The organism is Williamsia sp. (assembly GCF_016462415.1).
Taxonomy (GTDB): domain Bacteria; phylum Actinomycetota; class Actinomycetes; order Mycobacteriales; family Mycobacteriaceae; genus Williamsia_A.
In genome coordinates this window covers 17311-32059 of record NZ_JAEMTF010000005.1, presented here as the reverse complement: position 1 = coordinate 32059, position 14749 = coordinate 17311, and the positions used below count along the sequence as shown (strand labels likewise).

1 protein-coding gene (cut by a window edge) is annotated in these 14749 nt (G+C 70.0%); it reads right to left on the bottom strand.

Annotated features, from left to right (window positions below):
* On the bottom strand, positions 1-14731 hold the start of the coding sequence (locus JHC79_RS02295) for a non-ribosomal peptide synthase/polyketide synthase (RefSeq protein WP_296388270.1). It extends 14987 nt beyond the left edge of the window; only the first 14731 of its 29718 coding nucleotides appear in the window; it begins with the start codon at positions 14729-14731; the stop codon falls past the left edge of the window.
* Positions 14732-14749 lie beyond the last annotated feature (18 nt).

The following is a 14749-nucleotide window of genomic DNA, read 5'->3' as shown; positions in this document are numbered from 1 at the left end:
GGGCGACGGCGTCGAGGCCACGCATCGTGGCGTCGTCGACGGTGAAGTCGAAGCGGCCGCCGCGCAGCGACTGCACTGCCGGACGCGGGTGGTCGGTCGGTAGGTCGACCGACTCCGGCAGTCCCGCGAGCGAATGCCGCCAGAACTCGATCTGCCTGGCCGCCAACGACTCCGGGTCGCTCTCCTCGCCGAGCAGTCGGCGCTGCCAGATGGAGAAGTCGGCGTACTGCACCCGCAGCGGGGTGAATCCGGGCTCCGAGCCCTGCTGCCGGGCGTGGTAGGCGATCATCAGGTCACGGAACATCGGGGCCAACGACGCGCCGTCGACGGCGATGTGGTGGGCCACGAGCATCAGCACGTGGTCGGTGTCGCTGATCCGGATGAGGTCGATGCGCAGCGGCAGACCGGTGGTGACGTCGAACCCGCGCACGGCGAGTCGACGGATCTCGTCGACGACGTCGCCGCCGGCCAGGCTGTACTCGCGGTAGATCTGCGTCACGGCACCGTCGACGGGCAGGATCACCTGCAACGGGCCGTCCGGGGAATCGGGGAAGGTCGTGCGCAGCGACTCGTGCCGCACAGCCAGGTCGGTGATCGCCGCCCGCAGTGCCTCGGTGTCGAGGTCACCCACGAGACGGACCGGCAGCGGCAGGTTGTAGGCAGGCGACGAGGTGTCGAACTGGTTGATGAACCACATCCGGGACTGGGCCAACGACAGCGGGATGTTCTCGGGCCGCTCGACCGCGACGAGTGCCGGACGATCGCTGCCCTGCCGGGTCCCGGCGAGCTGCGCGAGCTCGGCGACGGTGGGCCGGTCGAACACGTCGCGCACGCTGACGTCGACACCGAGGGCGGCCTGGACCCGCGCCGCCACCCGGGTCGCGCCGAGTGACGTGCCGCCGATGTCGAAGAACGAGTCGGTCGCACCGACCCGATCGAGACGCGTGATCTCGGCGAAGACCGCGGCGACGGCACGCTCGGCGTCGGTGGCGGGTTCGACGAACTCGGCGGCGCTCTGCACCAGGTCCGGTGCGGGCAGACCGCGTCGGTCGAGCTTGCCGTTGCTGGTCAGTGGCAGTGTGGCGAGGACGACGAACGCGTCGGGGACCATGTACGCGGGTAGCCGCTGCCCCAGGGTCCGTGCCAGCGCCTCGGTGTCGGGCCGGGTTCCGGCCACCGGCACCACGTAGGCGACGAGATGTTGCTCGTCGGCGACCTCGGTGACCACCGCGATCGCGTCGGAGATCCCCTCGATGTCGCCCAGCACCGCCTCGATCTCGGGCAGCTCGATGCGCAGACCACGCAGCTTGACCTGGAAGTCCGATCGTCCGATGTACTCGAGTTCTCCGTCGGATCGACGGCGGACGAGGTCACCGGTGCGGTACATCCGCTCCCCCGACGACGACGACGTGTCGGCGACGAACCGATCCGCCGAGAGGTCCGGCCGCCCGACGTATCCGCGGGCCAACTGCACACCGGTGAGGTACAGCTCGCCGACCACGGTCGGCGGCACCGGCCGCAGCCGTTCGTCGAGGACCTGGACACCGGTGTTCGCCACCGGCCGTCCGATCGGCACCTGGTCGACGTCGGCGGGCACGTAGCGGTGGTAGGTGACGTCGACCGCGGCCTCGGTCGGCCCGTAGAGGTTGTGCAGTTGGACCTCGGTCAGTGCGGTGAGCCGAGCCGCGACACTGGGCGGCAGCGCCTCACCGCTGGCGAAGACACGCCGCAACGAACCCAATGCCGAACCGTCGACCGTCGAGACGAACACCGACAGCATCGACGGTACGAAATGCAGTGTGGTGACGCCGGTCTCGGCGATCAGCCGCGCGAGGTACTCGGGATCGCGATGCCCGTCGGGGATCGCGATGACCAACTGCGCGCCGACCTGCAGGGGCCAGAAGAACTCCCACACCGAGACGTCGAACGACGCGGGCGTCTTCTGCATGACGACATCGGAGCCGTCGAGCGGGTACTCCGACTGCATCCACTGCAGCCGGTTGACGATGGCGCGGTGCGCGATCGCCACACCCTTGGGTCGACCGGTCGAACCGGAGGTGTAGATGACGTAGGCGGTGTTGTCACCGTGAACGGGCGCGATGCGGTCACCCGCCTCCAGCGGTGCGGTGGAGTACGCGCTCGTGTCGACCTGGTCGATGAGAGTGACCACGCGCTCGGTGCCGTCGGCCCCGGTCGGCAGGTGTACGTCGTCACGGGTCGTCGACAGGATCATCGCCGGTGCCGCGCTGTCGAGCACGTAGGCGACGCGGTCGGCCGGGTTGTCGAGGTCGATCGGCACGTACGCGCCACCGGCCTCGATGACCGCGTACATACCGACGAGCAGGTCGAACGAGCGTCGCATGGCCAGGGCCACATGGACATCGGGACCGACACCGTTCGCGATGAGGTGGCGGGCCAGTGCGTACACCCGGCCCGCGAACTCCCCGTAGGTCAGCTGCGCGGAATCGAAGACCAGTGCCGTCGCGTCCGGGGTACGCCGCGCCTGCTCGTCGAACAGGTCGGCCAGGGTGAGGCTGTCCGCGGCGGGGGCGCCGCCGGACTCGGCGATGACCGCCGCCAACATCCCGGAGAACCGCTCGGTGAACGCACCCCCGGACGCCCCGTCGAGCAACCCGGGCAGCAGCGTCGACAGCGCGACGGTGATCGCGGCCTCCGGACCGACTCCGACCGCGGCCAGTGTGGTGACCAGCTCGCTGGACTTCGCCTGCAGCGCAGCGTAGGTGACGTCGGTGCCGGCGTGCGACAGCGCGATGCCGTCGGGGTTGATCCGGGCCGCGGTGGCCAGCAACTCGGTGAGCGACGCTCCCTCGACACCCGACAGCGCCGAGCCGAATCGGGTCGTCTCGGTGGAGTCGTCGGCCGCGGCGAGCTGCGAGCGCTCGTCCTCGGTGAGGATGTCGATGTCGCCGATGGTCACCTGCGGGTCGCGGGCGACCGCGGTGAGGATGGCGAGGAATCGTTCGGCCATCGCCGAGATCGTCGCCTCGTCGAAGATGTCGACGGCGAAGTCGAACACGGCATCGATCCCGCGGCCTCGGCCGTCGGCACCGAAGGTCTCCGAGATGGTCAGGCCGACATCGGATTTGGCGAACCGGATGGGCCACTCGAGCCCACTGACCGACACGCCGGGCAACTCGACGGTCGGGATCTCGATGTTCTGCATCGTGAGGTTGGCCTGGACGAGCGGCGCGTACTTGCGTGAGCGACGCGGCGCGACCGCCTCGACCACCTGCTCGAGCGGGAGATCTGCGTTGTTGAACGCCGCGAGATCGGCGTCGCGGGTGATGGCCAACGCCTCGACGAACCGTTGCGAGGAGGGCACGACGGTCCGCAGGACCAGGGTGTTGACGAACATGCCGACCAGCCCGTCGACCGCCGAGGCGCTGCGCCCCGCGGTCGGGGTGCCCACCGAGACGTCGGTGGAACCGCTCAGTCGCGACAGCAACGCGGCGTAGGCCGCGTGGATGACCATGAACATCGTGGTCTCGCCCGCGCGGGCGATGGCGTGCAGGTTCTCCTGCAGGTCGGCCGGGATCTCGAAGTGGACCTCGCCACCCGCGATCGACCGACGGTCGGTGCGCGGACGGTCGGTCGGGATGGCGAGCAGCTCCGGGGCACCGGCCAGGGTGGAGCGCCAGAAGTCGATCTGGGCGGCGGCCAACGAGTCCGGGTCATCGGGCGACCCCATGACCGCGCGCTGCCAGATCGCGAAGTCGGCGTACTGCACGCTCAGCGGTCGGAAGCTGGGTGACGCACCGGTGGCCCGCGCGGTGTACGCGGTCATCAGGTCGGTGGCCAACGGGACCAACGACGAACCGTCGGCGGCGATGTGGTGGATCACCAGCAACAGCACGTGGTCGTCCGGCGCGATCTGCAACAGCCGGGCGCGCAGCGGCGGCGCCGAGGTCACGTCGAATCCCTGACCCGCCAACTCCAGACACAGCGCGTGCAGCTCGTCCTCGGAGGACACCGCCGCGGTGCCGAGCGGCGGCGTGTACTCGTCGAGCGACAGGACCCGCTGGAACGGCCCGTCGTCGGAGTCCGGGTAGACGGTGCGCAGGATCTCCTGGCGGGCGACGAGATCCATCAGCGCGGCGGTCATCGCCGACTCGTCGAGCGTCCCGCGCAGACGCAACCCGAGCGGGATGTTGTAGTCGGCCGCGGTGGGGTCGAGTCGGTTGAAGAACCACATCCGCTGCTGCGCGAGCGACAGCGGGACCCGCTCCGGTCGGGGACCGGCGGTGAGGGGTCGGACGGGCTTGCCGTCGAGGTCGGGCGACGCCTCGATCGCCGCCGCCAGCTCCGACACCGTCGGCGTCTCGAACAGCATCCGGACACCGAGGCGCACGCCGATGGACTCGTTGATCCTCGCGATGGCCCGCGTGGCGGCCAGCGAGTTGCCGCCGAGGTCGAAGAACGAGTCGTCGGCCCCCACCAGGTCCACACCGAGCACCTCTGCGTAGGCGGCCGCGATCGCCTGCTCCATCGGGGTCCGCGGCGGGCGGTGTTCGGTAGAGCTGTTGGGGAATTCGGGCTCGGGCAGGGCGCGACGGTCGAGTTTGCCCACCGGCGTCAGTGGCAGACGGTCGACCAGCGTGATGGCCGCCGGGACCATGTACTTGGGTAGGAACCCGCCCGCGTAGTCGGCCAGGTCCCGCGCGTCGATGGTCGCACCCGGCGTGATCTGGACGTATGCCGCCAGCGCGGTGTCGCCGCCGGGCCCGGGCACACCCAGGGTGACCGCGTAGTCGACGGCCGGATGCGCCGCGAGCACCGAGTCGATCTCGCCCAGCTCGATGCGGAAGCCACGGACCTTCACCTGGTGATCCGAGCGCCCCTGATACGCCAGCTCGAGGCTGGTGGTCCCGTCGGCGGCGGCGATCTCGGTCCACAGCACCACGTCGCCGGTGCGGTACATGACCTCGCCGGGCGCACCGTGGGGGTTGGCCACGAACCGGCTCGCGGTGAGGCCGGGCTGCCCGCGGTACCCGCGGGACACCCCGGGACCGCTGAAGTACAGCTCACCGGGCACACCCAGCGGCGTGGGCCGCAGGCGTGCGTCGAGCACCAGGGCGTCGACCCCGGTGATGGGACCGCCGATCGTGATGCGCTCGCCCGCGGTCATGGGCGGGCTGATCGTGGTCATGATGGTGGTCTCGGTCGGCCCGTATCCGTTGTACAGGCGACGACCGGGCGCCCAGCGGGCCACCAGTTCGACCGGTACGGCCTCGCCGCCGACCGCGACATCGCTCAGCTCGGGCAGACCACCCGGGTCCACCGATGCGAGTGCCGCCGGGGTGATGAAGGCGTGGGTGACCCGCTTCTCGGCGAGCAGGTCGTGCAGTTCCTCGCCGCCGTAGACACCCGGGGGGACGATGACCATCGTCGCGCCGGCACCCGCCGCCAGCAACAGCTCCAGGATCGACGCGTCAAAGCTCGGTGACGCGAAATGCAGCGTGCGCGAATCGGTCCCGGTGCGATAGCGGTGTCGTTGCTCGGCACTGAACGGGGCAAGACCGCCGTGGGTGACCTCGACGCCCTTCGGCTTGCCGGTGGTACCGGAGGTGTAGATGATGTACGCGGTGTTGGCCACCCGCACCGTGCGCAGGCGCTCTGCCGCATCGATCGGCTCACCCCCGTGCCGGGACACGACCGGGTCGTCGATGTCGATCCACGGGACCAGATCGGGCAGTCGCGCGGCGTCGGCGGCGGTGCAGACGCCCACCGAGGCGCGCGAGTCGGTGAGCATGTGCGCGACCCGGTCGTCGGGGTAGGTCGGGTCGACCGGGACGAAGGCCGCACCGGTGCGGGTCACCGCCCAGGCCGCCAGCACCGACTCGATGCTGCGGGTGATGCCGAGCGCGACCACGTCCTCGGTACCAAGGCCACGCGAGATCAGCTCGCGGGCCAGCTGATTGGACCGCCGGTCGAGTTCGGCGTAGGACATCGTCCGGTCGCCCGACACCAGAGCGGTGCCGTCGGGGTTGCGGCGGACCGCCTCATCGAGGATCTCGATCAGGGTCGCCGGTTCGGGTGCGGCCGGCCCGTGGACCGGCACGAGCACCTGCGCCTCGCGCTCGTCGAGCAGCGCGATCTCCCCGACGACGGCCGTCGGATCGGTGGTCATGCCGGCGAGCACCCGCACGAGTCGGTCGCCCAGCGTCACGACGGTGGAGGTGTCGAAGATGTCGGTGGCGTAACCGACGAACGCCGCGATACCAGCGGCCGAACCGTCCTCGGCGAAGTGCTCGGTGAGATCGAAGGTGAGGTCGAACTTGCTGTACTCGGTGTCGATCGCGCCGGGGTTGATCGTGAGGTCCTCGATGTCGAACGACGAACGGTTGGAACCGTTCACGCCGAGGACGACCTGGAACAGCGGGGTGTGCGACGAGGTCCGCGTCGGTGCGATCGCGTCGACGATCTGCTCGAACGGGACGTCGCTGTGGGTGAACGCGTCCAGGTCGCGGGTGCGGACCTGCGCGAGCAGCGCGTCGACGGTCATCGCCGGGTCGACCTCGGTGCGCAGCACGAGGGTGTTGACGAACATGCCGACCAGCGCGTCGAGCTCGGCGCTGCCGCGGCCGCCGATCGGTGTCCCGATCAGGATGTCGGTGTCGCCGCTCTGTCGGGCCAGCAGCACCGCGAGGGCCGCGTGCACGACCATGAAGCGCGACAGCCCCGACCGGTTGGACAGCTCGACGAGGCGTGCGTGCAGCTCCGGCTCGATGAACAGCGGATGCGTGGCGCCCACCCCGCTGCGGGTGCTCCCGCGGGGACGGTCGGTGGGCAACCCGATGATCTCCGGCGCGCCCGCCAGCACCGTGCGCCAGTGCTCGAGCTGGGCTCCGGCCGGGGAGTCGGGGTCGCCGCCGTCGCCGAACACGTCGTTCTGCCAGATCGCGAAATCGGTGTACTGCGCGGCCAGCGGTTCCCACTCCGGGGACCGGCCGTGTCTGCGCGCGGCGTAGGCGGACAGCAGGTCGGTCGCCAACGGACGCATGGACAATCCGTCGGCCGCGATGTGGTGCACGACGAACACCAGCAGGTGCTCGGGCGGCTGCTCGGGGGTGTCCTCGTTGAGACGCCACAGCGCGGTACGCACGGGCACCGTGGTCGACACGTCGAACCCGGGTCCGGCGAACTCGCGCAGGCGCCCCAACACCTCGTCGCGGCTGATGGAGTCGACCCGCACCGGGGGCAGCGCGTCGATGGTCGGGACGATGACCTGTTCTGGCCCCTGCGGTCCGGACGGGTAGATCGTGCGCAGCGTCCGCTGCCGGTCCGCGAGGTCGACCAGGGCAGCGCTGAGCGCGTCGATGTCGAGCGGTCCGGTCATCAGCAGCGTCATCGGGATGTTGTAGGCACCCGACGTCGGGTCGTAGGTGTTGATGAACCACAGACGCTGCTGCGCCAGCGAGAGCGGGATGCGTTGCGGCGCAGGACCCTGCGGCACGACGAACCGTGCGAGAGAGGGGCCGGCGGCGTCTGCGGTGCCCGCACGACGCTGTTCGACCAGCTCCGCGACGCCCTCGACGGTCTGCGCGGTGAACAGGTCCCGGAGTCCGACCTCGGTGCCGAGGGTGTCGGACAACCGCGACGCGAGACGGACCGCACTGAGCGAGTTGCCGCCCTGCTCGAAGAACGAGACGGTGACGCTGACCGCCTCCTCCTCGACCGCGTCGGCGAACAGGCCGGCGATGATCTCCTCGAGCGGGGAGCGCGGGGCCACGAAGTCGGCGTCGGACACGACCGAGAACTCCGGTTCCGGCAACGCCTTCCGATCGATCTTGCCGTTGCTGTTGAGCGGCAGCCGCTCGAGCACCATGATCGCCTCGGGGACCATGTAGTCGGGCAGGCGCGAGCGCAACGCGTCGCGGATCGTCTCCGGCGACACCGACGTGTCGCCGCCGACGAACGCGGCGAGTCGGCTGTGCGAAGCCTCGCCGTGCGCGGTCACCACGGCCTGCCGCACGCCGTCGACGTCGGTCAGCGCGGACTCGATCTCCCCGAGCTCGATCCGCAGTCCACGGACCTTGACCTGGAAGTCGCTGCGCCCCACGAACTGTGCGTCACCGCCGGGGAGTCGTCGCACCAGGTCGCCGGACCGGTACATCCGCTCGCCGGGTGCGCCGTAGGGGTCGGCGACGAACCGGGTCGACGTCAGACCGAACATCCCGCCGTAGCCGCGGGCAGGGGCGACGCCGCCGATGTAGAGCTCGCCGACGACGCCGACCGGAACCGGCCGCAGTCGTTGGTCGAGCACCTTGTGCCGCACGTTCGGGATCGCCTGGCCCATGGGGATCGGACCGATGTCGCGCGCCTCGCCGTCGGCGTTGGGCTCGTGATCACCGAGGTCCAGCGCGATGGCCGACGAGGTCGCCGCGGTCTCGGTGGGTCCGTAGGTGCACAGCAGGCGGGTCTGCGTGCCCAACATGGTCCGGTACACCGCGGGCAGTGAGTACTCGCCACCCGCGACGGCGGTGTCGATGTTCGTCAGCGCCCGATCGGTGTCCATCTCGACGAGCAGCTCGTATGCACTCGGGGCGAGGTTCAGCAGCGAGATGTCCTCGTTGGCGAGCACGTCGATGACCTCGGCGGGATCGAAGCCCTCGGACACGACGCGGATGAAACAGCCGTAGGCCAGGGTGTTCCAGATGTTCTTCTGCGTGGAGTCGAACCGCGGCGACTGCGCGATCAGTACGCCGGCCCCCTCACGCAGCACGATCGCCGAGCGGTACCAGGCGTACATGTTGAGGATGCCTGCTGCCGGCACGAGCGTCGGCTTGGGCTTGCCGGTGGACCCCGAGGTGGTGATCACGTAGGCCAGACGCGACATCGCCGACGGTTCGGTCCACCGATCGGGCAGGGGTTCGTCACTGCGTGCGGCCAGACGCGCGTCGGTCGCGGTGTCGCCGAGTTCGATCAGCTCGACGCCGATCGGCACCAGTCCGTGCCGGTACTCGTCGGCGGTCTCGCTGTGGCTCGAGACGACGACCTTGGCGCCGGTGTCGGCGAGGACCGACAGCGCGCGTTCGGCCGGTGCGTGCGGGTCGAGCGGCAGGTAGGACGCACCCGCCTTCCACGACGCCAGCAGCGCGATGATCCAGTTCAGCGAACGCGGCGTCAGGACGCCGACCACGTCGTCGGGTCCCACCCCGAGCGAGATCAGTTCGCGCGCAAGTCGATTGGCCGCCGTGTCGAGTTCGGCGCGGGTCAACTCCCCCTCGGGCCCACGGGCGGCGAGCGCGTCGGGCGCCTCGAGCACCCGTGCCGACCACGCGGTGAGCGGGGTGCCGGTCCAGGCGTCGGTGGACGCGGAGGTGTCCGGACCCGGCGTGGTCGCGGTCGTGTACGCGGTGAGGTCGATGCCCTCGACCGTGCGCGCGGTGCGGGCGATGACGTCGTCGAGAACGGCGGTGAACCCCTCCGGCGCCGCGGCCACCATGGGCGCCAGACCGGTCAACGCGATCGACGCGATCGCCTCGGCGTCCATACCGCGTTCGGACATCGGCGCGAACAGCTGTCCGAACCGCTCGTTGAGCTCGGCGAAGGTGACCCGGGCGTCGGGGCGGTCCACGACGAGCCCGCCGGCGTCGACGGCGACCGCGGCGGCGAGCATCGCGGGCAGATCGCCTGCGGTGTAGTTGATCTGAGCCGGCGGAGCCTGCTCGTCGAGGTCGTCGGCGCGCTCGGCCTCGGTCAGGATGTCGATGTCGCCGAGGACCCGGTCGGGGTCGGCCCCGACCGCGGTGGCGATGGCCACGAACCGTTCGGCGATCGCCTCGACGGTGGACACCTCGAAGATGTCGACCGGGAAGTTGATGTGGCCGGACAACTCTCGTCGACCATCGGCGTCCACGCGGTCGTTGAGCACCACCGTCAGATCGAACTTGGCGCCGAGGATCGTGTCGTCGGCAGCGACCGAGACGTCGAGATCGGGAAGTGCCAGGCTCGCGCGCTCGTTGTTCTCGAACGTCAACTGGACCTGGTACAGCGGCGAATGCGAGGGCTCGCGCCGGGCGACGAGGGCACCGACCACGTTCTCGAACGGGATGTCGCTGTTGGCGAAGGCGTCCAGATCGCGGGTCCGCGCCTGGGCCAGCACATCGGAGAACCGGTCGGCGGGGTCGACCTCGAGCCGCAGGACCACCGCGTTGACGAACATCCCGACCAGGTCGTCGACCTCATGGTGTGACCGGCCGGCCACCGGTGTACCGATGGCGATGTCGGCAGAGTTCGACAGTCGCGCGAGCAGTGCTGCCAGGATCGCGTGCGCGACCATGAACATCGAGGCCCCCGCACGATCGGCGATCGCCTGCAGACTCGACACCAGGTCGACGTCGAGGTGCAGCGGCACCTTCGCGGGCGTGGTGTCACGACGCTGAGGGCGAGGGCGGTCGACCGGGAGCTCGATCACGTCGGGGAGACCGGCGAGGGTGGTCCGCCAGTAGTTCAGTTGGCGTGCGGCCACCGATTCGGCGTCTGTGGGTGTGCCCAGCGACTCGCGCTGCCAGTGCGCGAAATCGACGTACTGCACCGGCAGCGGCGCCCACCCCGGCGCCTGACCCGACGTACGTGCGACGTAGGCGACCGCGAGATCACGCGCCAGCGGCGCCAACGACGCACCGTCGGCGAGGATGTGGTGCATCACCGTGATGAGCAGGTGATCGGATCCGGCGCGCAACAGCCGGGCCCGGGCCGGCACACCCACGGTGACATCGAAGCCGGTCTGAGCGAACTCCAGTGCGGCGGGGAGCAATTCGTCGGCGCCGCCGAGATCGACGATCTCGAGTCCGAGTCCGGCGGCCTCGGTGGACAGCACGCGCTGGTACGGACCGGCGGCGGTGTCGGGGAACGTGGTGCGCAGCGACTGCTGACGGGAGACCACGTCGTCGAGAGCCGCCCGCAGTGCGTCGACGTCGAGATCACCGCGCAGCGTCAGCGGCAGCACGATGTTGTAGGCGGGCGAGGTCGGGTCGAGACGGTTGAGCAGCCACATCGACTGCTGGGCCAGCGACAGCGGTGGCCGCTCCCCCGCCTGACCGGCGACCACGGCCGGTCGCAGGTCTGCGGTCCCGGCCGACGAATCCAGCACGGCGGCCAGCGTCTCCACCGTCGGGTTCTCGAAGATCTCCCGGACCGCGAGTCGGCGACCGCTCCGTGCGCCGATGCGTGCGGCCGCCCTGGTCGCGACCAGCGAGTTGCCGCCGAGGTCGAAGAACGACGCGTCGGCACCGATCTCCGACATGCCCAGGATGTCGGCGAAGACCTCGGCGACCATGACCTCGGTGGCGGTCTCCGGCGCCCGACCGTCGCCGGCCATCGCCGCGAGGTCCGGTTGCGGCAGTGCCGCCCGATCGAGCTTGCCTGCACGGGTCAGAGGGATCTCGGCGAGGAATTCGATGACCGGCGGGACCATGTGCGAGGGCAGCCGGGTGGCCAGGAAGTCGCGGACGGTCTTCGGATCGGAGAGGCCCGGCGCGAGGACGTACGACACCAGCGCGGTCGCGCCCGACGGCAGCGTGGCGCCGACGGTGGTCGCGAAGTCGATCTCGGGGTGTGCGGTCAGGGCGGCGTCGACCTCACCCAGCTCGATACGGAAACCTCGTACCTTGACCTGGAAGTCGCTGCGGCCCACGTACTTGATCTCGAGGTGGTCGCCGACCTGCACCCACCGCACGACATCGCCGGTGCGGTACATGCGCGCCCCCGGGCCCGCGTGCGGGTCGGCGACGAAGCGTTCGGAGGTCAGGCCGGGACGGGCGTGGTAACCGCGGGCCATCGCCACACCGCTCAGGTACAGCTCGCCGTCGACGCCGATCGGTACCGGCTGCAGACGCCGATCGAGGACCAGTGAGGTCAATCCACGTACCGGCGACCCGATGGTGATCGGCTCACCCGGGTTCATCGGACCGGCGATGTCGGCGAAACACGTTGTCTCGGTGGGGCCGTAGCCGTTGAACATGCGACGGCCGGGAGCCCACCGCTCGACCAGTTCCGGCGGGCACGCCTCGCCGCCGACGACGACGGTCTCGAACGCGTCGAGACCCGTCGGATCGACCGACGCCAGCGCCGCGGGGGTGATGAACCCATGGGTCACGCCGTAGTCGGCGAGGAAGTCGTGCAATTCCTCGCCACCGTAGATCTCGGTCGGTGCGATCACCATGGTCGAGCCGTTGGCCAGGGCGAGCAGGACCTCGAGGACCGACGCGTCGAAGCTCGGTGAGGCGAAGTGCAGCGTGCGTGAGTCGGGCGTCAGGACGAATCGGTCGGACTGCTCGGCCATGAGCCCGGCGAGCCCGCCGTGGGTCACGGTCACGCCCTTGGGCGTACCGGTGGTACCCGAGGTGTAGATCATGTAGGCGGTCGACTGCGGGCGGATCGGTGCGGCGAGCTCACCGGCGTCGATGCGCGCACGCGCCCCGATCCCCATCTCGCGCGCCGTGTCGTCGGAGTCGAGTTCGAGCCACTCGACGGTGGACGGCCGTGCATGACGCCACGTCGACGTCGACAGGCCCACCACGGCAGCGGAGTCGGCGAGCATGTGCTCGATCCGGTCCATCGGGTAGCGCATGTCGACCGGGAGATAGGCGGCGCCGGTCTTGGCGACCGCCCACAGCCCGATCATGAAGTCGATGGAACGCCCCATTCCGAGCGCCACGATCTGCTCGGGTCCCACGCCGCGGGCAAGCAGTATGCGTGCCAACGTATTCGAGCGGGAGTCGAGTTCGGAGTAGGTCATCGAACCTGCCACGGACACCACCGCCTCGCGATCGCCGCCTGCGGCGACGGCGTCGGCGATCAGATCGGGCAGGGTCGCGATGATCGGTTGTTCGGCGCCCTCGGCGACCCCGTCCTGACCGATCAGGCGTGCGCGTTGCGCCGGGGTGAGGATGTCGATGTCGAGCACCCGTGCGGACAGGTCGGCGGCGATCGCCCCGAGCACGCGTGCGTAGGCGTCGACGATCGCGGCCGCCATGTCCGCGTCGACGATCTCGGGCAGGAACTTGATCGACAGCCGCAGGGTGGGGTCGGTCAGCGCGATCAGTGTCAGCGGGTAATGGGTCGCGTCGGCCACATCCGCGTCGGTCACCGTCATCCCGTCCACGGTCGCCGCCTCGGTCAGCGCGGCCCGATCGAGCGGGTACGACTCGTAGACCATCATCGTGTCGAAGAGCGTGTCCACGCCCGCGGTGGCGGTGATGTCGGCGAGCCCGACGCTGTGGTGGTCGAGCAACTCGGCCTGCTCGTGGGCCACGCGCTTGAGCAGTCGACCCAGGTCGTCGTCGTCGCGCATCGTCACCCGGACCGGCAACGTGTTGATGAACAGCCCCAGCATGGTCTCGATGCCGGGCACCTGGGGCGGTCGTCCGGACACCGTCGTGCCGAACACGACGTCGTCACGGCCGACCATGCGCGACAACACGATCGCCCAGGCGCACTGCAGAACGGTGTTCAGCGTGATGCCGGATTCACGGACGTGCTCGACGAGACGTCCGGTGACGGCGTCGTCGATGGTGACGTCGACGTGACCGGGCACCGATCCGGTGCTGTGCGCCTCGGCGAAGACCACGGTGGAGTCCTCGATGCCCTCGAGCGCAGAGGTCCACGCCTGCAGCGAGGCCGATCGGTCGTTCGACGTCAGCCAGGTCAGATAGTTGCGGTACGACGGCGGCGAGGCGAACCCCTCGGTCGAGCCGCCTGCGGCGTAGATGGCGAACAGATCGGTCATGAAGACCGGCATCGACCATCCGTCGAGCAGGATGTGATGGTTCGTCACGACCAGCCGGGATGTGTTGCTCCCCAGCCTCATCAACGCGAATCGCAGGAGCGGTGGCCGCGCCATGTCGAAGGGGGTCACGCGGGCGCGATGCATCAGGTCGGCCACAGCGGCGTCGCGCTCGGACCCATCGAGATCACGCAGGTCGTGTTCGGTCCAGTCGATCGTCACACCGGCGGTGACGACCTGCACCGAGGAACCCTCGTCGTCGGTCACGAACGCCGCACGCAGGGTCGGGTGCCGGTCGACGAGCGCCTGGGCGCTGCGGTGCATGCGATCGGCGTCGACGCCGGTGACGTCGAGGATCATCTGTGCCGTGTAGAGATCCACCGAACCGACGGCGAGTTCGGCGTGGAACAACAGACCGGTCTGCAGGGGGGCCAGCGGCCACACGTCGACGATCGGCGTGAACCGCCGCTCGAGCTCCTCGATGCCGGCCTGGTCGATCTCGACCAGATCCAGGTCGGACGGCGTGAGCCCCCCGGCGTCGGACGAGACCGCGTGCAGAGCCAGCGATTCCATCGAACTGAGCCACAGGTCGGCGAGGTCGTCGACCGAGTCGTCGCGCAGGACCGCAGCCGGGTAGTCGATCGTCGCGGTGAGCTCGGGTCCGGACGGGGTGTCGACGACCATCGCGTTGATGTCGAGCGCATGACGCACCGGGACCGCGTCGCCCCGGTTGCCGCGCAACGCACCGTCGCCGTCGGGGATCCAGGCGCCCTCACCGTCGGTGCCCGCCAGACGGCCGAGGTAGTTGAAGCTGATCGACGGTTCGTCGTGGGCCGCGAGCGGCGAGTCACCTCCCTCCGGCTGGTGTCGCAGCAGACCGTGTCCGACGCCCCGGCGCGGCACCTCGGCGAGCTGCTCCTTCACCGCCTTGATCAACGCGCCGGCGGCACGTCCACCGGAGCGCGCATCGTCGAGATCGATCCCGTCGGCCGACAGCGC